The 24,194-nt window shown below is 39.6% G+C and carries 18 protein-coding genes; 15 read left to right on the forward strand and 3 right to left on the reverse strand.

Annotation, left to right across the window (positions count from 1 at the left end):
• Positions 1-106: 106 nt before the first annotated feature.
• On the reverse strand, positions 107-478 hold the full coding sequence (locus tag ACFIKH_RS06375; RefSeq protein WP_375671244.1) for a helix-turn-helix domain-containing protein: 372 nt from the start codon (positions 476-478) through the stop codon (positions 107-109).
• A gap of 1,265 nt (positions 479-1,743) precedes the next feature.
• On the opposite strand from ACFIKH_RS06375, the gene ACFIKH_RS06380 reads away from it, so the two are divergent.
• The 4 genes from ACFIKH_RS06380 (at position 1,744) to ACFIKH_RS06395 (ending at position 5,507) form a co-directional block, all read left to right on the forward strand.
• On the forward strand, positions 1,744-2,166 hold the full coding sequence (locus ACFIKH_RS06380; RefSeq protein WP_375625381.1) for a hypothetical protein: 423 nt from the start codon (positions 1,744-1,746) through the stop codon (positions 2,164-2,166).
• A gap of 129 nt (positions 2,167-2,295) precedes the next feature.
• Positions 2,296-2,733: a DNA polymerase gene (locus ACFIKH_RS06385; RefSeq protein ID WP_375651941.1), complete on the forward strand. Its 438-nt coding sequence runs from the start codon at positions 2,296-2,298 to the stop codon at positions 2,731-2,733.
• A 490-nt stretch (positions 2,734-3,223) separates the two neighbouring features.
• A complete protein-coding gene (locus ACFIKH_RS06390; protein WP_375671230.1) occupies positions 3,224-4,459 on the forward strand; it encodes an MFS transporter in 1,236 nt (411 codons plus the stop codon).
• 652 nt (positions 4,460-5,111) lie between these two features.
• Positions 5,112-5,507, forward strand: coding sequence for a hypothetical protein (locus ACFIKH_RS06395; RefSeq protein ID WP_375625383.1), 396 nt, complete (start codon positions 5,112-5,114; stop codon positions 5,505-5,507).
• 2,151 nt (positions 5,508-7,658) lie between these two features.
• Here the strand turns inward: ACFIKH_RS06395 and ACFIKH_RS06400 are convergent.
• Together ACFIKH_RS06400 and ACFIKH_RS06405 are read right to left on the reverse strand one after the other, a co-directional pair.
• On the reverse strand, positions 7,659-8,030 hold the full coding sequence (locus tag ACFIKH_RS06400; RefSeq protein WP_375671232.1) for a helix-turn-helix domain-containing protein: 372 nt from the start codon (positions 8,028-8,030) through the stop codon (positions 7,659-7,661).
• Between the two features lie 932 nt (positions 8,031-8,962).
• Complete coding sequence (locus tag ACFIKH_RS06405; protein WP_375671234.1) at positions 8,963-9,331, reverse strand: helix-turn-helix domain-containing protein; 369 nt, start codon at positions 9,329-9,331, stop codon at positions 8,963-8,965.
• A gap of 1,146 nt (positions 9,332-10,477) precedes the next feature.
• On the opposite strand from ACFIKH_RS06405, the gene ACFIKH_RS06410 reads away from it, so the two are divergent.
• The 11 genes from ACFIKH_RS06410 (at position 10,478) to ACFIKH_RS06460 (ending at position 24,022) form a co-directional block, all read left to right on the forward strand.
• Complete coding sequence (locus ACFIKH_RS06410; protein WP_375671236.1) at positions 10,478-10,819, forward strand: hypothetical protein; 342 nt, start codon at positions 10,478-10,480, stop codon at positions 10,817-10,819.
• A 748-nt stretch (positions 10,820-11,567) separates the two neighbouring features.
• Positions 11,568-12,929, forward strand: a complete 1,362-nt coding sequence (locus tag ACFIKH_RS06415) for a PBSX family phage terminase large subunit (RefSeq protein WP_375648314.1) — start codon at positions 11,568-11,570, stop codon at positions 12,927-12,929.
• Positions 12,929-14,770 (forward strand): portal protein, encoded by a 1,842-nt coding sequence (locus ACFIKH_RS06420; protein ID WP_375648313.1) that lies wholly within the window; start codon positions 12,929-12,931, stop codon positions 14,768-14,770. The genes ACFIKH_RS06415 and ACFIKH_RS06420 overlap by 1 nt, the downstream gene beginning before the upstream one ends.
• Before the next feature lie 352 nt (positions 14,771-15,122).
• Positions 15,123-15,896 carry a hypothetical protein gene (locus ACFIKH_RS06425; protein ID WP_375671238.1) on the forward strand — a complete coding sequence of 258 codons (774 nt, stop codon included), beginning with the start codon at positions 15,123-15,125 and terminating at the stop codon, positions 15,894-15,896.
• 241 nt (positions 15,897-16,137) lie between these two features.
• Positions 16,138-17,256 (forward strand): N4-gp56 family major capsid protein, encoded by a 1,119-nt coding sequence (locus ACFIKH_RS06430; RefSeq protein WP_375625388.1) that lies wholly within the window; start codon positions 16,138-16,140, stop codon positions 17,254-17,256.
• A gap of 83 nt (positions 17,257-17,339) precedes the next feature.
• The gene (locus tag ACFIKH_RS06435) at positions 17,340-18,035 is read left to right on the forward strand and encodes a hypothetical protein (RefSeq protein ID WP_375625389.1); all 696 of its coding nucleotides are present in this window, start codon (positions 17,340-17,342) and stop codon (positions 18,033-18,035) included.
• A gap of 500 nt (positions 18,036-18,535) precedes the next feature.
• Positions 18,536-19,999 carry a hypothetical protein gene (locus tag ACFIKH_RS06440; protein ID WP_375653682.1) on the forward strand — a complete coding sequence of 488 codons (1,464 nt, stop codon included), beginning with the start codon at positions 18,536-18,538 and terminating at the stop codon, positions 19,997-19,999.
• A 283-nt stretch (positions 20,000-20,282) separates the two neighbouring features.
• Positions 20,283-20,765, forward strand: a complete 483-nt coding sequence (locus ACFIKH_RS06445) for a hypothetical protein (RefSeq protein WP_375625391.1) — start codon at positions 20,283-20,285, stop codon at positions 20,763-20,765.
• Positions 20,762-21,901, forward strand: a complete 1,140-nt coding sequence (locus ACFIKH_RS06450; protein ID WP_375626323.1) for a tail fiber domain-containing protein — start codon at positions 20,762-20,764, stop codon at positions 21,899-21,901. Before ACFIKH_RS06445 ends, ACFIKH_RS06450 begins: the two co-directional genes overlap by 4 nt.
• A complete protein-coding gene (locus ACFIKH_RS06455) occupies positions 21,898-22,902 on the forward strand; it encodes a phage tail protein (RefSeq protein WP_375651936.1) in 1,005 nt (334 codons plus the stop codon). The genes ACFIKH_RS06450 and ACFIKH_RS06455 overlap by 4 nt, the downstream gene beginning before the upstream one ends.
• A 952-nt stretch (positions 22,903-23,854) precedes the next feature.
• A complete protein-coding gene (locus tag ACFIKH_RS06460; protein WP_375671240.1) occupies positions 23,855-24,022 on the forward strand; it encodes a hypothetical protein in 168 nt (55 codons plus the stop codon).
• The last annotated feature ends 172 nt before the right edge of the window (positions 24,023-24,194 follow it).

Below are 24,194 nucleotides of genomic sequence, written 5' to 3' on the forward strand. Positions count from 1 at the left end.
TTGAGTTATTGAGCCTGATGAAGTGTTGTCGTTTGAGGGGAAGCTGGTTTGAATTTGACTTAAGGGGGGGATATGAATGGAATAACGTTGATCGTTGCGCTGTTGCTTAATCAGAAATTAGCCACAAGATTGCTTTTTGTTTTTTCGCTTTGAGCTCTCTAAAGTTTTTTAAAAGGGTGTGTTCTTTTTCGCTATAGGTTTCTTGATTGTGGTGTGAGGCATTTTCTTTTGTGGGAAGATCTTCTTTTGTGGCAATATCTGCATAAAAAAAGTTCATAGGAACTTCTAGTTTTTGAGCGATTTCCAGTAAACATTTGGCACTTACACGGTTTAAGCCTTTTTCGTATTTTTGGATTTGTTGAAAACTGACACCTAAATGGCTCCCTAATTCTTTTTGGGAAAGCCCTATTGAAATGCGTCTGTGACGGATTCTTTTGCCTATCAAAATGTCGATAAAATGTGGATTTTTAGTTGGCACTTCAAGCCCCCCTCCGGTTGCGAGCGCCCTCGCATTGGTATTCCGGGAGTTAAAAACACTGACTTGACTCAGCTTTTTGCTTTTAGTGCCAAAGCACCTGGACATAGCAAAATCTCCCGGAATTCCGGGATACCCGCAAAGCGGGATAAATTTATGTGTCAAGTCTTCGGGTTTTTAATCCCTATTGATCGTTGCGTAGACGACCAAAATTACACTTTAAGTGATAAAGTAATTTCAGAAGATTAGCAAGAAAAATCAAAATAATCTCAAAGACTATAAAATTGGGTACTTTTTAAAAAAGTGCGAAATATGGATTTTTGGTTGGCACTTCAAGCCCCCCGCTGGGGGCGAGCGCCCTCGCATTGGTATTCCGGGAGCCTGAAAGCACTGACCTCGAATCAGCATTTTGCTTTTAGTGCTCATCGCACCTGGACATAGCAAAATCTCCCGGAATTCCGGGACACCCACAAAAGTGGGTTCATTCTTATGTATCGAGGTTTCGGGCTTTCAGTTCTCTATTGATTGTCGCGTATACGACCAAAATTACACTTTAAGTTAAAGTAATTTCAGAAAATTGGCAAGAAAAATCAAAAATTTTCTATTCTATTGTGCCGTAAAACACGGCTCTTTGAGGGGGGGTGAAGAGCTAGAATATTTGAGGGCAGGGCTTGATTTATTGAGCCTGATGAAGTGCTGTCGTTTGAGGGGGGTGTCTGAAGACTGTAAGGGTACTAGGCAAAAAGCTTTGTTCGTTTACAGACCCGTGTTTACAGAGCAGTGCGGAGTGGTGGTTTGGAAGTTTCGTTTGGCTTTATTCTGTGAATGTGTAAAAGCGTGAAAATGTGAATCTGTAAAAGCAAAGCGGGGGATTTGTGGATTTATGTATAGTTAAGCTGATTTTAAATTTAAAGTACTAGGTTATTCAGCAGGTAAAGCAGAACTTCCTAGTTTAGACAAAAAGACTAATACTGTACAAACAGTTCTGTATTTTGATGATAAAAAAGTTCTATTTGTCATAGCAAGAACAGCTATTCGAGATTTTTTGATATTGTCTCTAAATTTGGAACCACCAGTCAAAATATGGGCCTAATTTTATCAGTAAAATTAACTAAATCTAGTAACGATAATAGAGCTTACTATGTAATAAAATACACGGTATTGCTAATGAGACTTGACTTTAAAATAAGAATGCAAGTTCAATTTTCTAATCCAGAAACAAAAAACTTATGAGTTTAAAGATTATGAAATTGTAAACAGATGTTTTAATGGTGAAAAAATTTATTAATTTATTACAAGAAAAAATAGATGATACAAGTTATACTTGTCACCTTATTATAAAAATAAGCCCTCTGCGGGAACAGAGGGCTTCAATAGCGGAAAAAATTCTCAACATTGGGGTAAACAATGTCAAAAAAACTGATCTGCAAAACTTAAAAAAACGTATAAATTATGCACATTCATATCTTAGTACTTCATTAGGTATAAAGGCGATGGAGGAAATCGCACCTTCGGAAACCGTCACTACTAAGAATGTGTGTGAAGCTAGCAGAGAATTAAAAAAATGGCAAGCAGAAAAAAAGTTTAAACAAAAAAAGAAAACTTTGCTGTTTGTGCCCATAAATATAATGAATCAATTCCAAATAGTGCTTTTTATTTTAAAGCGTATCCAGAAACTGAAAATCAGTTAATTCACTACAATAAATATAATAACTAAATTAAAAAGAAATATTGTTAAAGAGAGCAGTGCTAAAAGACTGATTTAAAAAATAATTTCTCAAAAGCTGAAGATGATATCATAAAAGATATGGTTTAAAGACATTTTATTAAAAAAGGATACTTTAAAAAAATACGATACTTTACCAAGCCCTGTAATGAACAATTTATCGGAAATTACAAAAGCAACTTTTTTAACACCTACTTTAGAATTAAATGATGATGAGATATTAAGAAATGCATATAAAGGTGGCTTTGTTTTTTTAATCAAGACAGGGGGACATATATATAATGGAATTGAAGTATATGATGTTAACAGTATGTACCCAGCTATGATGTTAAAACTGTTACCTATAAGTAATTCTATCTACAAAAAAGACGAAATATTCACCAATTCATATTGGGCATGTTTTTTGTCATGGTATGGAGGAGTGAGAAGGATTGGGGGAAGTGTTTTCGTGAATGGAGGGGAAAGTTTAGAGGAAGAGGGGTGTTCAGTTGTTAAGTGTGTGATGGGAGAGAAAAAGGGGAATGGAGAATGAAGAGAGTGCGCATGGATAGGAGGAGAGTGTGGGTAAGGCGGGTATTGCAAAGAGATGCGTGAAGGATGGTGGTTTAAGGAGAGAGGGCTTGATTTGTTGAGCCTGACGAAGTGCTGTCGTTTGAGGAGTGGTTGGGTGTAAGCTTTATTTTGTGGGGAAAGCTGCTTTTTGACGTGGGATTGTAGACTAGTTCTGGTTGGGAATTTTCATTCTTTGAGACGTGGGCTGGAAGTCAATATAATAATATAGCAGATTTTGATCTCATAATTTTTACATTCTTTCTTTTTTAAAGCAAATAAGAAAGAAAAATTAATATATTACTTGATATTGGTCTAAATGCTTATATCAAGAGGAGTATTTCTTTAAAAATTTTCACTTAACTTATTAAGTGATTTATTAGAATAAAAGACTCTTCTGAAGTTCATATCACCAATTGTATCGAAGGAAGTGTAACTTTAAGTGTAAAAAAGTTTAACATTGGATGGTTGGTATGAATTTATTTTTAAAAAAGAGTCCTTTAGCTCTTTTTTGCTCTCTCTTTATTTCTAAAGTTGGTGATTATGCTTATGAAGTTGTTTTTGTTTTACTGGTCTTAGAATTAACAGATAACACCTTTTTTATAGGTCTTGTGTATTTTTTTCGATTTATCCCTTTTCTCTTTTTTGGCCCTATAGGAGGTTGGTTAGCGGATAATTTTTCTTTGAAGAAAAATATGATCTTAAGTGAAGTTGTTAGATTATTAGCTTCATTATTCGTTTTTATAACCACTATAACAGGTACGGCACATATCATTGTTCTTATTGTTGCAGCAATATGTACAACGATAGGAAGAAGTATTTTCCAACCAAGTTTTCAAGCTGCTATTCCCAGAATGTTTTCAATAAAAGATCTTACAAAGGCCAATAGCATTGCTCAAATTATCATGGAAACTGCAGCCGTCATTGGACCTTTGGTTTGTTCCCTACTGCTTTTTTTAGCAAATAAATCGGCAGTACTCATTTTTGATTTTTTTACCTATTTTATATCTATTATCGTGTTATTTAATCTCATGAATTTAAATTCAAGCGAGAATAAATCATTCAATTTTATAAAAATTTATCGAGAAACAGCTTCATATCTTAAATATATTTCTACTGAAAATAAACATTTATTTATTACGCTGGTTGGATCGTCGTTTGCTATTCTCTTTACGGGTGCTATTTTAAGATTTTTAATTCCAGCTTTTGTTCTCTCTATAGGGGGAGAGGAGAGCCTTGTGAGTTATATTTTTTCTCTCATGGCTGTTGGAACTATTGTTGGTGGTTTGTTATATCATAAAATTATATTAAATATTACATCGTTGAAGCTCATGATATTTTGGCTTCTTTATGGGGTTATTCTGTTTGTTATGCCCTTGGCTGCAGGACTTTATTTAAAATTCCTTCTCGTGTTAGCATTTGTTTTAGGATTTATTGGTGCCTTTGTGGATATTGGTTTAGTTTCAGCTATTCAATTATATTCTCGTCGTGAAGATTTTGGTAAGAGTTTTGGAACCTTTTCAACTTTAGCGAACTCTGCGGAAGCAATGTCTGGCTTTATTGCTGGATTTTTGGCGCTTGTGGGATTGTTAAGCTCTTTTTTAGCGATGTCTGCCTTCATTATTTCCACGGGAATGATTGGCGTTGTAAAAATTAAGAAAAATAAAGAGTTAACACCTCTTAACACGACAGTCGATGACGACCATTGATATATTTGATATCTCCATGCCGTTTCTTTTTTCTAAAGACGGTTCATTCATTATCTTATTCATGAGGTAAAAACACCGCTCTTTGAAGGGGGTGATCTGAAACGAATGAGTGGACAGTGGTGGAAACTTGCTAGGCAAGCATTTGAATTCTTTACAGACCTTTGTTTATAGAGTGGTACGGGGTGGTGAACCTTTCCTTGGCTTTGTTCTGTAATGATGTAAAAGCGTAAAAACGTTGATCTGTAAAATGATGCGGAGGATTTGTGCTTTGTGTATTGTGCGTGTTTTTTGTCATGATATGGAGGGGTGAGAAGGATTGGGGAGGTGAAGAGTGTGTGAATGGAGGGAAATGAAGAGTGCTGTGGGTTGGTTTATGTAATGCAACACTCCATGAAAGTAAGTATACATGTACTATATGTATACTACATTCTTTACATGTGTTTTTTCGTACTTTTAACATATATATTTTGTGTCTTAAACATAAGCTTTGAGTACTATGAGAGATGGTGGTCGTTTTTTTAATAAGCGAGAAAGTGATTAACGAATGCTTGATTGTAAAGCAGTATGTTGTTAAGGCTATTCTTTGAAAGGATGCTCTTATTTCTGGTGTAGGAGCTTCTCAGGAGAGAATGCAATTAATAGGGGAGTTAAGATGTCAAAATATTTATTTCCGTTACCGCTTGTATTGGTGGCTGGTTGTGCATCTATGAGTAATTATTCATCAAATTATGTCAGTCCAAATATTACGCAAGATGATGTAAAATTAATTGCTAACGATTTTGTTCATAATCTTAAAAAACCTTTACCGCCCGCTACAACAACACTTGTTGTGAAAAAAAATAAAACAGGAGACAACTTTACTCCCGTATTTATTGATCTGTTGCGACGGAATGGATATAATGTGATCTATACAGATCAACCAAACAAACAGCAAAATGGTGTAATCTTGACTTATCAAATAACGCCAATAAAGATAGGTATCATGTCTATGGTTTCTTATGATGAGGCTGGAGTAACGCGTTATTATGTCCGTACTTATAATAGATGAAACGCCTTTACCGGTTTGTCTCAAAGAAGTAGATAATGAAGAAATGTGTTTCAGGGGAAATGTTGGGATTGAATTAATCAATAAAAATTTACAGATGTGAAAATTACATATTCAGCCGACAATTATCCGTCGTCTCGTTTACAATTTCAGTATTGTAATGAGAAGAGATATCGTTTTATCTGTTTGCAATTCTTCATGTTCTGTCTCAGTTATATAGCGCTTTTATCGTTTCTGTCTTATAGAAAATTACTTTCTGTTCTACGGCTCTATATGCCAATTTAATAGTCAGATCTAAACAATCAAATTCATATGAACTCTTTACGGAAATCTGTTGTTTGAGATTGTTGAAAGGTGTTTTGTTTTTATCAAATTGTCGCGTGGTGGTTTGGGAGTTTCATTTGGATGCGTTCTGTGAAGATGTAAAAGCGTAAAAACGTTGATCTGTAAAATGATGCGGAGGATTTGTGCTTTGTGTATTGTGCGTGTTTTTTGTCATGGTATAATGATAAATCCATTGAGCACTCCTATCTTTACGCTTATGAAGAAGCAAGTCGGTATCATCATTATATTTGCTAGCTCGTGGGTGTTGGCTACAGCCTTTGGCACTTGAGACGGTTCATAAGAGCTATTTTTATTCCTTTCTTAATCGTTTTTTTATCCACATGGGTTCTTGTGAATGGAGCGGAGAAAGCTGGGATGAAGAGGGGTGTTAAGCGTGTTGACTGGAGAAGAGCTTGTGGGAAATATTTTAGGGCAGGGCTTATCTGTCTTGTCTGATGAAATAGCCTTCTTTGAGGTGTGGGATAGCCATATGAAATAATCAGCAGGGGAATCTGATAGACGAGAAATCAGATTGTTTCAGACCCGTGTTTACAGAGCGGTGCGGAGTGGTGGTTTGGGAGTTTCGTTTGGCTTACGTTCTGTAAAGATGTAAAAGCGTAAAAACGGTGATCTGTAAAATGATGCGGAGGATTTGTGCTTTGTGTATTGTGCGTGTTTTTTGTCATGGTATAATGATAAATCCATTGAGCACTCCTATCTTTACGCTTATGAAGAAGCAAGTCGGTATCATCATTATATTTGCTAGCTCGTGGGTGTTGGCTACAGCCTTTGGCACTTGAGACGGTTCATAAGAGCCATTTTTATTCCTTTCTTAATCGTTTTTTATCCATACGGGCTCTCCCCTGCTTTTGACGTGCAAGCGAGTGATTTTGATTGATTCAACATGGGAGAGATTTGAAATGAGAGAATCTTACGATGTTTGGAACTCTCAATCAGTATCAATAACGCTAAATTATTTCTTATAAATCAATATATTGTCATGGTGTCGAGGGGTGAGAAGGATTGGGGAGGTGAAGAGTGTGTGAATGGAGGGAAATGAAGAGTGCTGTTCGTGTGTTGGCTAGAGAGAAGAGTTTGGGAATAGCTGTGAATAGATTGCAGGGGTGATGTTGTAAAGAGGGGATGTGTAAAGAGGTGTGAAGAGAGAAAAATCGTGGTTGGCTTTTATATTCTATGCGAAATTTAACAATTATATTTGCGTCTATATTTGTATGGGGGATATCCGTGAAATGGGTGTGAGAAGCATTGAGAAATGTTTTTTTAATAAGTGGGTGAATGAGAAATACAATGAAATCCTATTTAGAGGGGAAATCCTATTTAGAGGGGAAATCCTATTTAGGGGGAATTCTATTTAGGCGGAAGCCCATTTAGAGGGATGCCTATTTAGGAAAAATCCTATTTTAGCTCTTGTTGTTTTAGACATTGTGTTTTGTATGAGGGGCATTTTGCAGAAAAGGTGTTTTGAGGGATGTGGCTCCCTTAAAGAAAAACACAAAAATATCAAAAGAAAAATATAAAAACTTGACAAGGTAAATGTAAAAAGGTATCATAATGATACAATCGGAATTGTGCGTTTAAATCAGAAGAGATCTCTTGATAAAATTCTGTGAGAGGGGTGGGGATGTTTTTCCAAGGTTTTGGTATTTTTATCCTATTTTGAAGTTTGTTATCCTATGATGTCGTAAACCGGTGCCGTAAACCGTTTTTTGAGATGTGGTGATATCAGGCGGGCAAGACTTTAGGCAGAGGGGAATATTGGCAACGGATGTCGATTGATGCGCTTTTGCCTAATCAGAAATTAACCACTGTCTAATCAGAAATCAACCACAAGATTGCTTTTTGTTTTTTCGCTTCGAGCTCTCTAAAGTTTTTTAAAAGGGCGTGTTCTTTTTCGCTGTATGTGTCTTGATCGTGGTGTAAGAGAGTTTCTTTTGTGGGAATATCTTCTTCTGCAAAAATATCAGTATAAAAAAAGGTAATAGGAACTGCTAGTTTTTTAGCAATTTCGAGCAAACACCCCGCGCTTACACGATTTAAACCTTTTTCATATTTCTGGATTTGTTGAAAACTGACACCTAAATAGCTTCCTAACTCCTTTTGAGAAAGTCCCATTGAAATACGTCTGTGACGGATTTTTTTACCTATTGAAATGTCATTAAAATGTGGATTTTTTGTTTGCAATTCAAGCTCCCCTCCGGTTGCGAGCGCCCTCGCATTGGTATTCCGGGAGTAGTAAAGTACTGAGCTCTAGTCAGCATTTTTGCTTTTAGTGCTTATCACACCTGGACATAGCAAAAACTCCCGGAACTCCGGGATACCCACAAAGTGGGGTAAATTAACGTTTGAGTTTTCGGGCTTCAACTCCCTATTGATCGCTGCGTAGACGATCAAGGCACCTTTTGAGTGATAAAGTAATTTCAAGGGATTGGCAAGAACAATTAAAAGATTTGGAAAATGAGAGCATTTTTTTGTATCTTAAAAATTATCTCATTATATTCTTATGCCTTATGCCTTATGCTGTAAAATATTGTCATTTGAGGTAGGGGGAGATGGGGCATTAGAGGCAAAGATATGCCGTTGAGAGACCTTCAAGTACATCAATTTATAAGATGCTTTTTGTGAGAGTGTCTGGATATTGGAGGGTAGGGGTTATCTGTCCGTGTCTGGTGAAACAGCATTCTTTGAGGGGTGGTGAGAGGTGGTTGCCCAAATGCAATGTGCTCGATAAAAAGTGGGATTGTTAACAGACTCTTGTTTATTGAGTGGTGGGCTGGTTTGGAAATTTCGTTTGGCTGCTTTCTGTAAAGATGGAAAAGCGTAAAAACGTGAATCTGTAAAAGTGAAGTGAAGGATTTATGCGTTGTATGCTTTTGTCTTGACATGGAATGTGGTCGGAGAACTAGGGGACGCATTTGTGAATGGAGTGGGGAAAGTTGGGATGAAGAGGGGTATAAATCGCGTTGACTGGAGAAAGGTGTGTGAGGGAATATTTTAGGGCAGGGCTTATCTGTCTTGTCTGATAAAATTGTCTTCTTTGAGGTGTCGTGATCTGAAGCTTATATTTTAAGGATGTTGGATATATTGGCGAGGGATGTTGATGGGTGTGCTTTTGTCTAATCAGAAATCAACCACAAAATTGCTTTTTGTTTTTTCGGCTGGAGCTCTCTAAAGTTTTTCAAAAGTGCGTGTTCTTTTTCGCTGTATGTGTCTTGATCGTGGTGTAAGGCATGTTCCTTTGTGGAAATATCTGCTGTTAAAAGGTCCGCATAAAAAAAGTTCATAGGAACCTCTAGTTTTTTAGCAATTTCGAGCAAACACCCCGCGCTTACACGATTTAAACCTTTTTCATATTTTTGGATTTGTTGGAAACTGATACCTAAATGGCTTCCTAACTCTTTTTGAGAAAGCCCCATTGAAATACGTCTATAACGGATTCTTTTACCTATTGAAATGTCGTTGAAATGTGAATTTTTAGTTGGCACTTCAAGCCCCCCTCCGGTTGCGAGCGCCCTCGCATTGGTATTCCGGGAGGTTGAAAATACTGAACTCGAATCAGCTTTTTTGCTTTTAGTGCTGACAAGCACTTGGACATAGCAAAAACTCCCGGAACTCCGGGATACCCGCAAAGCGGGATAAATTCATGTACGAGTTTTCGGGTCTTCAACTCCCTATTTGACCGTTGCGTGGACGATCAAAAACACAGATCAATTCATAAGGCAATTTCAGAAGATTGGCAAGAAAAATCAAAATAATTTCAAAGACTATAAGATTGGGTACTTTTTAAAAAAGTGCGAAATCTGGATTTTTAGTTGGCACTTCAAGCCCCCCGCTGGGGGCGAGCGCCCTCGCATGAGTATTCCGGGAGTTTGAAAGCACTGAGCTCAGCCAGCCTTTTGCTTTTAGTGCTGACAAGCACTTGGACATAGCAAAAGCTCCCGGAATTCCGGGATATCCGCAAAGCGGGATAAATTTATGTACTGAGCGTTCGGGCTTTCAAATCCCTATTTGACCGTTGCGTGGACGATCAAAAACACAGAATTATCAATAAAGTAGTTTCAGAAGATTGGCAAGAAAATTAAAATATTTTTTAGTCTGTTATACTGTAAAATAGGAATGTTTGGGGGCGGTAATCTGATGTTAGTAGGGGAATTTATTGGGTAAGAGGTTGGATGATAGTTTAAAACCGGTGCGGGGTGGAAGCTTTATTCAGCAGAGGAAAATTTGCTTTTTGAAGTCGAATTGTAGATCAGAGCTTATCTGGCGTGTTTGATGAAACACCATTCTTTAAAGTGTGGGATAGCCATATGAAATAATCAGCAGGGAAATCTGATAGACGAGAAATCAGATTGTTAACAGACCAGTGTTTACAAAGTGGAGCGGGGTGGTGGTTTGGGAGTTTCATTTGGCTTTGTTCTGTAATAATGTAAAAGCGTAAAAATGGTGATCTGTAAAAATGGAGATCCGTAAAAACGGAGCAGAGAATTTGTGCTTTGTGGGTGTTTTTTACCTTTTAGTATGTGTCCCATTTTTTTAAAATTGCTGGTTGCTTTTGAGGTTTCATTCCTGATTTTCATATCATTTTTTGTGTTTGAGGTTTTGGTTTCTCTTTAGTTGGAAGGATCATGATGATGGTAGATGAACATTGTCTTCCCTTACGTCGAAGAGGGCGGAAAAAAGGGGCTTTAAATAAAACAACAAAGCGATTTAATGAAGCTCTTCTGACTGCGGCGGAGCAGGCTGGCTATCACTATGGTGAAGATGGGCTGGTGTCTTATCTTCAATATCATGCTCTAAACAATCCCGTACCGTTTTTTTCGCTTCTTGCAAAAGTGTTGCCTCTTCAGGGGACTGGAGAAGGGGAGGTTAAAACAGTTTCGCGTATCGAGATTGTACCAGTGAATGCAAAAAATAGTGAACCGGAGAAGCATGATTTTTCAGCAACGGAGGCTTGTGATATTGAAAAATGTTAGGCTGAGGTGGATGATGCGGGGTGATGTCTTGCAAGGGGGGCTGCTTTGGTGATTGCTTGTCTTGAGGGGATTGAAGCGGAGGCTATCTTGCTTGTAGGCGCTCGTGATACTTGGCTTGGGTGAATGATGCCTGAGAGCCATGTGTTGGAGGAGATTTGGTGCAGGATGTTTGTGTGGTGGATATGGGACAGTGTTTTGATGGGTGAAGGGCGTGAAACTTGAGAGAAGTATTATGCTTGCGGGATGCATGTGTTTTGGTGGGGGTATCGGGGATAGACAAGTGTGAGGATTGGGGAAGCTTGAGAGGCATGATATTGGAGGATGTTGGGCTTTGGATATGCTTGAGAGCCATGTGCTGAGGCTATGATTTGGTGGGGGGATGCTGTGCTTGTGGTTGGGGGATGACAGGCGCGGTGTTTGAGGGGCGGTTTGGGGGGGGGAATAGGGACCCTTGTGATTTAAGGACCCTTGGGGGCGCATATCGTGTATATGCGGGGTCCAAAGTGGTCAAAGGGGTTCAAAGGGGTTGAAGGGGGGGGCTTCATGCAAAAAAGTGAAATTCATTGAGTATTAGGATGAAGGAAGGTAAAGCGCTGCTTTTGAGAAGGGCGTTTTGCGTTCAATTGCTCTTTTCCTTTAATTGCTCTTTTCCTTTAATTGCTCTTTTCTTTCAATTGTTCTGGGAGAATTAAACTTGGGATAAGCAAAAGGGTGAAGCGCAATTATTGCTAAAGTATGAAAATTTATAATGAAAATTGTTCAGAAAATTTCTCAAAAAATGGAGCAGAAAACGGCTCAAGTGGCTCTTATTCCAAAGCTTATTCCTGTTTTTACTGGAAAAGCAGATGTGCGAGCCGCTTGGGGAGGACGGGGTTCTGGAAAAACACGTTCTTTTGCTTTGATGTCGGCTGTTGTGGGATATCGCCATGGAATGGCTGGAGAACGCGGGATTATTCTTTGTGCAAGGCAATTTCAAAATTCTCTCAATGAAAGTTCTTTGGAAGAAATTAAACGCGCTATCGAATCTTACCCTTTTTTACAAGACTATTATGAAATCGGCGATAAATATATTAAGTCAAAAGATGGACGGATTGTCTATGTGTTTGCTGGGCTTGATCGCAATATCGCAAGTATTAAATCAATGGGGCGCGTTTTCCTTTGTTGGGTCGATGAAGCGGAGCCGGTCACTGAGACTGCTTGGCAAACACTTATTCCAACTTTGCGCGAAGAAGGAAAAGATTGGAATGCAGAATTATGGGTCACATGGAATCCGTGCCATGAAAATGCACCCGTGGAAAAACGTTTCCGAAATGTCGATAATCCTCATATCAAAGGGGCAGAAATTAATTGGCGTGATAATCCGCAATTTCCTGAAAAACTCAATCGTGATCGAATGGACGATTTGCAGCAAAGACCAGAGCAGTATAACCATATTTGGGAAGGCGAATATCTTCAAGCTGTCCAAGGGGCTTATTATCAGAAATGTCTTCTCGAAGCCGAAATGGAAGGGCGGATTACCACCGTTCCACGTGATCCTTTGATGCAGGTCAAAATCTTTTGGGATATCGGGGGAACAGGAGCAAAGGCTGATGCTACCGCATTGTGGGTTGCGCAATTTGTTGGACGGGAAATTCGAGTGCTCGATTATTATGAAGCCCAAGGACAGCCTCTCTCAGAGCATGTGGGCTGGGTCTTTCAAAGGGGATATGAAAAGGCTCTCATGGTTTTGCCTCATGATGGCGCAACAAAAGATCGTGTTTATAATGTGAGTTTTGAAAGTGCACTTCAACAAGCCGGTTTTCAAACTAAAGTGATCCCTAATCAAGGAACAGGCGCTGTGAAAATGCGTATCGAAGCCGTAAGGCGATTGTTTCCTGCACTATGGTTTAATCGTGAAACGACATGTGCGGGTAGAAAAGCGCTTGCTTGGTATCATGAAAAGCGCGACGAACAGCGCAATATCGGACTAGGCGCTGAACATGATTGGGCTAGCCATGGGGCCGATGCCTTTGGACTGATGTGTGTGGCTTATGAACAGCCAAATGCTAGAGCGCGAAAAAATACCTATCGCTCGTTTCACCATTCTCAAACGTCATGGATGGCTTTTTAATGAATATTTCTACAGATTCTACTTTTAATCAAATCGAAACGCTTGAAAATCAAGCACTTTTTAAAAAACTCGTGGGGTGGTATCAGGATGATATTGCCCATGTCGAAAAATGGCGAAAAAATGCCCAAGAAGATTACGATTTTTATAATGGACGGCAATGGAATGAGCAAGACTTGGCTGTCTTGCACGAACAAAACAGACCGGTTATGACTTTTAACCGTATTGCGCCTTTAATTAATGCCGTGATTGGGGCTGAGCGCAATAATAAAAGGCAAGTTCAATTTATTCCACGACAAGAAGGAGCAGCCTTTGCAAACCAGATTTTGACAGGGGCGGCTGAGTGGTTTCGTGATGAAGCCGATGGGGAATACGAAGATTCCGATGCCTTTCAAGATGCAATTATTTGCGGAATGGGGTGGACAGATACACGCCTTGATTATGAAGAAGATCCACAAGGAAAACCAATCATTGCGCGGCTCGACCCTATGAAAATGGTGTGGGATGCAAGTGCTGTTAAGCCTAATCTTATTGATGCACAACGCTTGTGGTATATTGATGAAAAACCCCTTGCTGTGGCTGAAGAAATGTTTCCCAATGTTCATTGGAGTGATCTTAATGCTGATTGGGTTAAACATCAGAGTTTTTTACACCCAACCAGCAATGGGATGACACAAAGTTATCAGTCCGAGAGGGGATATCAGGGAGAGTGGGAAGAGGGAGGGACCTATCAACGTCCTAAAATGGTGACATTGGTAGAATGTCGTTGGTTTGAACGCGAGGTGATTTATAAAGTTCTCGAGCCTCAAAGTGGAAAGTTTGTCGATTATTCAGAGCAAGATTTCCAAAATTTAAGTAAAACCTTTCCTCATGTTCAAGCAACAAGGTTGAACAGAAAAATTGTCAAAAGGGCATTTTTAGGCAGAAAGCTGCTTGAAGCGCCTGATAAGCCCTTGGTTCCACCCAATCAATTGGGATGGGAGTGTATTACCGGTACTTTTGATAAGTTAAGCCGGCACTTTTACGGACTTGTGCGCCCTACAAAAGATCCACAACGGTGGGCAAACAAATATTTTAGTCAAGTGATGCATTTGCTCAATAGCCAATCAAAAGGCGGAATTATGGCAGAGCGCGATGCTTTTGATGATGATCGACAAGCCGTCGAGAGTTGGGCTAGAGCTGATAGTATTACTTGGTTGAAAAGTGGTGCTGTGTCTGGGGGAAGAATTCAGCCTAAACCCGTGGCACAATTTCCGCAAGGGTTTTTCCAATTGTTTAATGAAGCAAAGAGCGCACTTGAACAGGTGACGGGGTTGTCTTCTGAATTTATTGGGACAAGAGCTGTCAATCAGCCTGGCGTTCTTGAGCAACAACGGCGACAATCGTCACTTAATCTTTTGGCTTCCTTTTTTGATGGGTTGCGTCGATATCGGCAACGACAGGGAAAAATTATTCTCTATCTTATTCAAAATTATCTGTCCGATGGGCGGCTGGTTCGTATTGCTGGTGATGAAAATGCCCAGTATGTGCCGCTGACACGCGAAATGGTGACAAGTTTGGAATATGATATTGTCGTGGATGATGCGCCAACAAGTCTTAATGAAAAAGAGCGTACTTTTGCACTGATCATGCAATTGCTTCCTTTGATGCAAAATTTTGCAACGCCTGAAATTATGCTCGATCTCTTACGCTATTCGCCTTTACCGGCTTCACTTATTCATAAAATTGCGATAAAGGCGCAAAACTCTTTTCAAGAAGAGCAAAATGCCTCAGCGCAGATGGGGGGTAATATGGGAACAGAGCAGATAATGCAGATGTTGCAGACAGTAAAGGCTCAACAATAGGATGCTTTATGATGCGCTCTCTTGGATGAATTTCATCTATCAGAAGTTGCTTATCTAAACAATGTCCATAGTTTACCCATGTTGCTTATGTCGTGCAATGTCGCCTCTCTTTATCTAAGAAGAGCTGTTGTGTTGAGCCGTAGTGTTGGTGTTGGGAAACATCTTTAATAGAGTCTTGCTGTCACGGCGGGGATATGGTGGGAGGTGTTTTGCTGTCATGGTGGGGGAGCCATGTGAGGAGAATGCTGGAGCCTAAGTGATGATGGGTAAGCATTAAGGGGACAAATGCTTATGGGGCTGTTTTATCTGAAAAATTTGATTTTATTGTTTTAAAAAAGAGAAGGCTAATGTCATGGATCAAGAACACTTAACGCCAGCAGAACAAAACCAATTGAAACAGGATTATCTACTCTCAACACAAGAGGGAGAAGACGGTGAAATTGGAAGAGAAGAAAAAACTCTTGAAGATAATTTCCAAGGGCAAATGCATCAAAAACAGGACTCTTCGCAAAAGGCTGGAAAAGAAGTTCAAGGGGGAGAAGATGGTCCGCCAGATCCGCAAAAAGACTTTATGGGCTATATGCAATGGTTGGGAAAAACACTCCAAAAACAAGGACTTGTTAATGAAAAACAACAACCTTCTCTGGCTCGCGAAGCAGAACAGTTGCATGCGTTTTTTCAGCAGTCTGTTGCAAGTGTTAAACAAAAGCATCATGATTTTGATCAAGCCGCTGATTTTATTTATGAAACGCGGGCTAAACAGTTGGCAGCTTGTGCTTCTCTTTATCCTGAGATGGCAGATCCCAAAAATATTGATGCGTTGATTGGTGATGAGTTGAAACAGATCTTGCGCGATTGTGCGCAAAAAAATCAAAATCCGGCTGAAGTAATTTACTCTATTGCACAAAAAATTGGCTACACAAATGTTCCCAATAACATGGATGAAAATTTACAGGAAAGACACAATTCTGCACGTACACTTGCTGCTTATAACGGCTTGACGCCAAATGGGCCGATTTCTTTGGAGATGCTTGATAAAATGTCAGAAGCAGAGTTTAGCGCTTGGGTTTCTGATCCTAAAAATAAAGCTTCTTTTAATCGCTTAATGGGGGGAAGAGAATTTTAAAAAACAAGAATGTGGCAAGTGTTTTTTGTGGGAACGTGGAGAGGCTTTTAGCGCAGGGAATACGGGGGATTTCTCAAAGCACGGATGTGGTGAGGAGAGCTCTTATAAGGGGGAGGCAGACGCTAACAGAAATTAGATAAAACTCACGAACAACCTATTCACCATTTGAAATGAAATGTGGTGTTTTAACAACCGGCGCTTTGCCGGGTTTTTTATGTCAATAAAACTTTTAGAGGACAAAATGACTGTAACTTATATCGGACTTAATGACCCAATGGCAGTGCGCACATGGTCTAAATTACTAAACCAAGAAGTCTCAAAAGCACTTCCGATTGCACCGCTGATTGGAAATGATTCAAACAGTATCGTACAATTAAAAGATGAAACCACGAAAGCAAGTGGGGATGCTATTAGCTTTAATTTGCGTGTGCAGTTGCTAGGCGATGGGGTGAGCGAAGGGCAGACATTGGAAGGTAATGAAGAAGCTTTACAGTTTCTCAATGATCGTTTGGCAATTAATGAACTCGTTCATGCTGTGCGTGTCAAAAATGAGGGAACGATTGATCAACAACGAATTCTCCATGATTTGCGTACTGAGGCAAAAAATGGTTTGGTTGATTGGTATGCAGATCGTCTGAGTATGATGTTCTTCATTCAAGTGTGTGGATATACTGCAAAAGCTATTAACTTTGAGGGACGTACGATTAATCTTAAACCTGTCCATTATGGGTTTAATGCACCAACGGCACCAACCGATAAACGCGTCGTGCGCCCTAATGGAAAAACAAAAGATGAAGATTTAAAATCAAACGATGTTTTTGATCTTAAGCTCATTGATAAAGCTGTTGAACGGGCTAAATTGGCAAATCCTAAAATTAGACCCGTGCGGATCGATGGGGAAAATGTCTATGTGCTTTATCTTCATCCAACCCAAGTGACACAATTGCGAACCAACACAGATGCGGGGCAATGGCTCGATATTACCAAGGCAATCTATAGTGGAAGTCGTATCAAAAATCCGCTCTATGATGGATCTTTGGGCATGTATAATGGTGTGGTTTTACGCGAAGCTGAACATATTACCGAAGGGGTCGAATCTGGGACGGCAAATAAAGCTGTACCAAATGTGCGTCGTGCTGTTCTCCTTGGTGCGCAGAGTGCTGTGATTGCTTTTGGTAAAGATCGAGGAGCAACACGCTATAAATTGGTGGAAGAACTCTTCGACTATGAAAGAGAATTCGGGGTCGCGGCAAAAACCATTATTGGTATGAAAAAAACTTGCTTTACCTTGCCAGGAAGTACGCAAGGGGCTCAGGATTTTGGCACTATCGTCATCCCAACTTATGGAGCACCCGCTTAAAGCGAATGTTTGCTCACTTCCCCCAACAAGAGGGATCTGTTGGGGGAAAAATTTAAAATGCTTCCAGAAACAAGGACAGGCTTATGACCACTTTATCCACTGATCCCCAAAATCTAAACCTTACACATTCAGACCATTCTAAAACTTTTGCTTATATGGTCGCCCTTATTCAAGATGAAATTGATGATACAACAGCGGAATATTCTCTGCAAATTCAAGATTCAATTTTTACGGCTTTGCGTTTGTGTGAACGCGAACCCTTTTTCTTTAATGAAAAAAGAGAAAGGACGTTTAAAACACAAAGTGGTAAAACATGGTATGGGCAAGAAGAGGGAGTTTTTATTGAATCAGAAAAGAGTTTGGAGGGCGTCTTTTTAGCAACAAAGAATGCAACACCAACAAAGTTGTTCTTTAAGCCCTTGGAAGTGTTGCATCAACAATATGGTATGAATCCTGCGCTAGGAACGCCATTCTTTTATACGTGCCTTGATCAAAAAATAGGACTCTTTCCAACACCAGAACATGTGGAAACTGTACAGCTTTCTTATGCTCCTGTTCATTTTGCCGATGAACAACTAAAAGAGGATGATAATCCTTGGTTGATTTATGCTTTTGATCTTATTAAAGCACGGGCAAAATATGAACTTTATAAAAATATTCTTAAAGATCCTGAATATGCCGCCGTTTCTTTCAGAGATTTTCAAGAACAGCTTCAAGCTTTGCGTATTGAAACATCGCGCCAAAAAGGTTCTTCAAAGATTCGCCCAATGCGTTTTTAAAAGGCTTTGTTCCAAATCGTTGATGGCTGGTTTGTCCCTTATGGTTGGATGAGCGCTGGGGATTGATGGTGAAGGGCTGGTGGATGGCGCTGGGTATGCCATTATTTATGGTATCTTTTTTTCGATGCGTTGGTCAACTTAAGGTTGTGTATTTTGTTGAATTTTATGCCTTTAGAGTTTTAAGGGCTTTTGTGGTTTCAATCAGTAAGCTTTGGTGTTTTGAATGGTACTAGGCTCTTCAAAGATTTATGGAGAGTTTAAAGGCTTTTTCCCAGTTGTTGGGGTGATTGCGGGCGGTTGATTTTGGTCGGGCGCTGGTGGATGGCGCTGGGTATGCCATTATTTATGGTATCTTTTTTTCGATGCGTTGGTCAACTTAAGGTTGTGTATTTTGTTGAATTTTATGCCTTTAGAGTTTTAAGGGCTTTTGTGGTTTTTTATCAATAAGCCTCGGTGTTTTGAATGGCACTAGGCTCTTCAAAGATTTTATGGGGGTCTTGATGGCTTTTTTCCCAATCGCTGATTATCGACCCGATGTGGCGGATATCAATGGAATTTTTACCGATGAACTTGTTAATGTGCTACCGGCTGATGGCTCCTATATCCCTATGCCAAGTTTTGAACCTTTATCAGAGCCTTGTCCTGAGCCAATTTTAGGCGCTCTTGCGGTTAAAACAAAAAATGGGGTTTCCATTATTGTTGGGACAAGAGAAAAAATCTTCTTGCTTGATAATACAACAATGAACTGGAAAGATATTAGCCAAAAAGGAAAATCTTATCTGGCTAATATCGATGCTCCGTGGTCTTTTGCTTTGTTTGGTGATTTTATCATTGCGGTGAATGCCAATGATAAACCACAAGTGATTGATATTAATCATGATAAAAGATTTAGAAATTTAGGAGGAAATCCACCACAAGCAGGGATTGTTCGAATCTGGGGAGATTTCGTTTGTTTGATGAAATTAACCGAGCATCCAAGACGGGTTCATTGGTCTGGATTAAATGATGCTGAATTTTGGACCGTGGGGAAAAAAAGTTGCGATTATCAAGATTTTCCTGATGGCGGATTTGTTCAAGGGGCAACGGAGACAACAAATCCAATTATCTTTATGCGTTCTGCAATCTATGCCGGTTCTTTTATCCCTGGCTCTAAGATTATTTTTAGTTTCCAAAAAATACACGATAAAAGAGGCGCAAAAAATGCTGAATCAATTGTTTGTCGCGGTGATTTAGCATTCTTTGCCGATGAGGGCGGTTTTTATCAAATAACAAATGATGGACAGATTATCCCCATTGGGTTCGAAAAAGTCGATCGAACGATGACCGCAAAATCAAGGCAGGATAATTTGTATACCATGTCTGCGGCTATCGATGGGGTGTATAATCGTGTTTATTGGATGGTTGATTCTGATGAGAATCTTCATAAACGTATCTTGCTCATTTATGATTGGGGATTGCAAAAATGGACAAAAGCTCTCGTCGATATCAAAATGATATTGCCTATTTTCTTAGCCGGAACAACCCTAGAAGGTCTTGATTTTGTAACAGAGAATATTGATAATTTGTCCTTTTCTCTCGATAGTAAAGTTTGGAAAAATGAATCGCCTATTCTGGGGGCATTTGATCAACAGGGCAGACTTGGTTCGTTTTCTGGTTCTCCTATGGCTTGTGTGGTGACATCACAAGAAATGGGGCAGACAAATGGCATGATAACACGGGTGAAAAATATTATGCCTCAAGTCAATAGTGGAAAGTTTTATTTGTCTGTGGGAATGCGCTTTCGACAATCTCTTGAAGAGGAAACTGTTTGGTTGCCAGAAAAACAGCCCTCTTATAATACGGGACAAATTCATTGTCGCGCAAGGGCACGGTTTTATCGCTTTAAATTGCGCATTCCTGAAGGGGTGAATTGGACTCATGTCACCGGATTTGATGTGGAATTGACGCGGGCCGGCATGCGATAGGCATGCCCTTTTGTAATACCATGTGATAGGATCACGCCCCTATTATTAAAGAATAAATGCTCATAGACCAAAGCCTTTATAAACAAAGGAACAAGGTGGTGCGTCATGCTTCATGCTTCATGCTTTTCTGCGATAAAGGAAAAATAGTCTGCACAATGGCTTATTTTTATAAAGAAGAAGTTTCCTTTTTGTTGTGACAAAGAGATGATGGGGCTTTTTTTCTTTTATTGTGCGGGGGGCATGGAACATGAGAAATGCGTAGGGGGATGTTCTTTAAGGGGAGATGAGTGATAAAGCTAAAAGAGCCAAAGTTATGATGCAAGAGAGTCAAGATTTATATTCTGCTCATTTGACAGAGCAGTGGCCATGGGAAAAAATAGCGCCCTATCAAGAGGCTCTCAATGCTGCATTGAGAAAATATGCTCGGCGCTTTCCTGATGATGTTTGTCTGGAAAAAATTGCTGAAGAAATCGCTACAGGACAAGCACAATTGTGGCTGGTCTTAAAAAATAAAATCCAATTTAGTGCTTTTGCAATCACCAAAGTTGAAAGTGCCCATACGGGAAAAAAATGCGTCGTTCTCTCTGATCTTGCTGGAGAGGGAGGGCTGAAATTGGTCAAGTTGATTGATGAAGTCGAAAAATGGGCGCGAACAATTAATGCTGAAGAAATGCACATGTTTGGAAGAACTGGATGGGCGAAAAAGCTCGCTCATCACGGATATTCTCGTAATCTTATTCAATATAGAAAGGTTCTCAAGTCATGAGTAGAAAAACCACACCTCAAGTGCAGACAACAACACAAACAAATGCTCCACCTGCTTGGGCGGCTGATATTTTAAAACAAGCCAGTGCTGATGCACTTGGACTTTATAATAAAGGAATTGGCGGAAACGTTTATCAGGGAGACAGAGTCGCTGGTCTTAGCGATATGACAAAAAATGCTCTGACCGGTTTACAACAAGCAGCAGGGCTCTATAACAATCCAACGGTAACGCAATGGTTGAATGCACCAACCAACAGCGCTACAAATCTTTCCGGTATGGCTAAGGGAAGCTGGATTGGAAGCAATAGTAAATTTAATACTGCATTGCAAAATGCTCTGAATAAAACTTCCGATGCAATTAATCAATCAATGTCTGGGGCAGGACGTTATGGCTCTGGGGCTCACACCGGTGTGCTGGCCGATGAGCTAGGCGCCTTGGCAACAAATGCTGCAGCGCAGCAATATAATCAAGATATTAACAATATGATGAATGCAAACCAGATGATTGATCGCTCTCAGAATGATCAGGTTAATGCGGCAAATAGCTATTATCAAGGGCAGAGTAACGTGCAAAGCAATGCTTTGAAAGGAGGCATGATTCAAGATGTAAATCGTCAAAATATCTTAGATGCTGAACGCCAAAAATGGTCAGAAAAAGATAATCAAGATTGGAACCGATTGCAAAGCTTGTTACAGGTTGGGACTCAGGCTGCTGGAAATTACGGAACGACTTCCGGAAAATCCACGACAATGCCTTCTGTGACAAAAGATCCATTGCGTGATGCGCAGCAAGTGCTTGGATTGGTCGGCGGAATTTTAGGGCTTTGTGATGTGAGGGCAAAAGAAAATATTATCCCTGTGGGGCAGAAAAAGGGATATCCACTTTATACCTTTAATTATAAAGGAAATCCACAACGTTATCAGGGCGTTATGGCGCAAGACGTGTTGCGTGTGAAGCCGGAAGCTGTTTATGTCAATGCAAAAACAAAATTATTGCATGTTGATTATGACAAAATAGGACTGAAAATGGAGAAAATGAAAGAGGAGAAAATACCGGCATCTAAAAATAAAATTGCGGCTTTCTTTTCTTCATTTTTTGCTCGTTTTCCCTTTTTGAATAAAGAGTATCTTCTATGAGTTCGATTTATGATTGGTCAATTATCGCATCAGAAAATGCTTATGCCGACGAGAGTATAAACTGGGCAGAAGGGCAACCTCCAAGCACAGTTAATGATAGTGCTCGCGCTATGATGCAACGCATCAAAGAATATTTGTTGGATAATGGGGGTGGGATTGAAACACAGTTTACTGTTGATGTGAAGAACGAGAGGACATCACTTCGTTTGGCGACAAAGTCTTTTTTTGAGACTTATATGGATGGCATTGTTGTGCGCTTCAAAGCACAAGGCGCCAACAGAGGAATAACAAATGTTTCTTTAAATCAATTACTTCCACGACCAACTTATATGGCAACGCCAGAGGGTATTATGCCTTTAAAGGGCGGAGAAATTCAAAAAGGGGGGCTTTATGAGATCGTCTATACGCGTGATATTGCCGGAAAAAATGCTGATGGCTGGTTTTTAACCAATCCTACTATAAAACTTCCTGAAATTCCGCCCTTTCCTCCTTTACCGGAAACGTTTTCTTCTGGATTTATCGGGACTTTTGCTACAGAAAAAATACCCTCTGGATGGTTACTGTGTGATGGTAAAGAATATTCGCGAAGGAGCTATGCCAATCTCTTTGCTGTTCTGGGAGAAACATGGGGAAAAGGAGACGGGAGAACAACATTCAATGTTCCCGATTTGCGTGGAATGTTTTTACGGGGGCTCGATAGTGGAAAAGCAATTGATAAAGGACGTCGCTTGGGAAGTCGACAAGAAGAGTCTTTTAAATCTCATACCCATGAAGGAAAAACAGATTCAACAGGCAAACACCAGCATAGTTATCCAATGATTGACAAGGTAGTTTGGGATATGAATCACGGTGAATATAATAGAAGTCTGGCTCAAGTCTACAATAAAGATCGGTTAACGAAGGCTGCAGGAGAGCATGAACATAAGGTCTTGTTGCAAAAAACAGGGGGTGATGAAACACGCCCTGTCAATATGGCGGTGATTTATGCTGTCAAAGCCTGAGAATGAAAGCTTTGAGAAAGATAAAAATGATTGCAAAATATCTGTTATGAGAAAAAGTCTTATAGAATATATTGTGCAGAAAGTTTTGAGGCGCTTTAGAAAAAACTCAACTCTCTTTATTATTTTATTTTTTGTGCTGCCTTTGTTGGATGTGTAACGGTCAGTTTGCCTATTGTTCTTTAGAGGATCAAGACAGTGATTATTGAAGGTAGGGGTAAAAGAGAACAAAAAAACTTTCTTTATTCATAGAGTTTTTGCTGAGGAATAAAGACTTTATCCAAAATGCTTCTCTCTTGTGGTATCGTGATACATTATTAAAGCGTTGGGTTTAAAGCGCTGGGTTTAAGGTGCTGGTGGGCGATGACAAAAAGCCCATGGATAAAATTTTATCTTGTTATGCCGTAAAACATCGTCATTAAAACACTATTATTGAAGCTGGTGATATAAGGAAAATAAGATATACAATACTTGATCCATTTAAGTATTGAAGAGACATCTATTCAGTGGAGGGCTTGCTTGGTTAAACCTTATGCCAATGAATCATATAAATGATTAGCAGACGGAATCCTTTCAGAGTAGTTGAATTGTTTACAAACCGATAGGGGCTAAAATCTTCGTCCTTTGAGGTGGTGGGAAGAGGTCAACGGATATGTCTATTTAAAGTGAGGAAAGGCAAAATGGTTCTCTCCTTCTTTTGGGAGTGTATGTAAAAAGCGTTTATTCTTTCAAAATGGGCGCTTTGTTGGCTAGAGCAGATTGGCGATGCGTTACATGGTGAGGCATTGAACTCTCTTAGATGGCATTTTGTGCTTATCAGGCAACTTCTTGAAACAGAATGAGAGTGATACGAGAAAATCTGTAAGACAATAGTTTATCCTGTTGTGTCGTAAAATACTATTGTTTGAGGTGCGGTTAAAATTTTATGCATGGGATGCATTCCAAGGTGCATTTGATGAGGGAAGCCAAGCCAAATCCGTTAGATAATAAGCCAGATTGTTTACAGATTGTTGTTTATCGATTGGCATTATTTAAAGACCGGTGGGGGTGGCTTTGTCCTTTTGGGGAAAGTCAACAAAGCATGCAAGGCGATCATGCATTTTTCTTTGGTTTCAGCTGGTAAAATCATCATTTTAGGTGGAAAACAGAATATAATCTAAAAAAATACCTTGTAAAAATTTTCGATGAAGAAATTTTTTTCAAAAGCCTTTCACATAGTTGTCTGAGATTGTCTGAGATTGTCTGAGATTGTCTGAGATTGTCTGAGATTGTCTGAGATTGTCTGAGATTGTCTG

Origin of the sequence: Bartonella sp. SD1336NMGDW (assembly GCF_042193565.1) — a bacterium.
Lineage (GTDB): Bacteria > Pseudomonadota > Alphaproteobacteria > Rhizobiales > Rhizobiaceae > Bartonella > Bartonella grahamii.

Bases quoted from the DNA above. Each gene is read 5' to 3' on its own strand.
- ACFIKH_RS06425 (WP_375671238.1), top strand. From the start codon at position 15,123: ATGGATCAAGAACACTTAACGCCAGCAGAACAAAACCAATTGAAACAG.
- ACFIKH_RS06460 (WP_375671240.1), top strand. From the start codon at position 23,855: ATGAGGGAAGCCAAGCCAAATCCGTTAGATAATAAGCCAGATTGTTTA.
- ACFIKH_RS06415 (WP_375648314.1), top strand. From the start codon at position 11,568: ATGAAAATTGTTCAGAAAATTTCTCAAAAAATGGAGCAGAAAACGGCT.
- ACFIKH_RS06455 (WP_375651936.1), top strand. From the start codon at position 21,898: ATGAGTTCGATTTATGATTGGTCAATTATCGCATCAGAAAATGCTTAT.
- ACFIKH_RS06410 (WP_375671236.1), top strand. From the start codon at position 10,478: ATGGTAGATGAACATTGTCTTCCCTTACGTCGAAGAGGGCGGAAAAAA.
- ACFIKH_RS06430 (WP_375625388.1), top strand. From the start codon at position 16,138: ATGACTGTAACTTATATCGGACTTAATGACCCAATGGCAGTGCGCACA.
- ACFIKH_RS06420 (WP_375648313.1), top strand. From the start codon at position 12,929: ATGAATATTTCTACAGATTCTACTTTTAATCAAATCGAAACGCTTGAA.
- ACFIKH_RS06445 (WP_375625391.1), top strand. From the start codon at position 20,283: ATGAGTGATAAAGCTAAAAGAGCCAAAGTTATGATGCAAGAGAGTCAA.
- ACFIKH_RS06390 (WP_375671230.1), top strand. From the start codon at position 3,224: ATGAATTTATTTTTAAAAAAGAGTCCTTTAGCTCTTTTTTGCTCTCTC.
- ACFIKH_RS06435 (WP_375625389.1), top strand. From the start codon at position 17,340: ATGACCACTTTATCCACTGATCCCCAAAATCTAAACCTTACACATTCA.
- ACFIKH_RS06450 (WP_375626323.1), top strand. From the start codon at position 20,762: ATGAGTAGAAAAACCACACCTCAAGTGCAGACAACAACACAAACAAAT.
- ACFIKH_RS06395 (WP_375625383.1), top strand. From the start codon at position 5,112: ATGTCAAAATATTTATTTCCGTTACCGCTTGTATTGGTGGCTGGTTGT.
- ACFIKH_RS06380 (WP_375625381.1), top strand. From the start codon at position 1,744: ATGGTGAAAAAATTTATTAATTTATTACAAGAAAAAATAGATGATACA.
- ACFIKH_RS06440 (WP_375653682.1), top strand. From the start codon at position 18,536: ATGGCTTTTTTCCCAATCGCTGATTATCGACCCGATGTGGCGGATATC.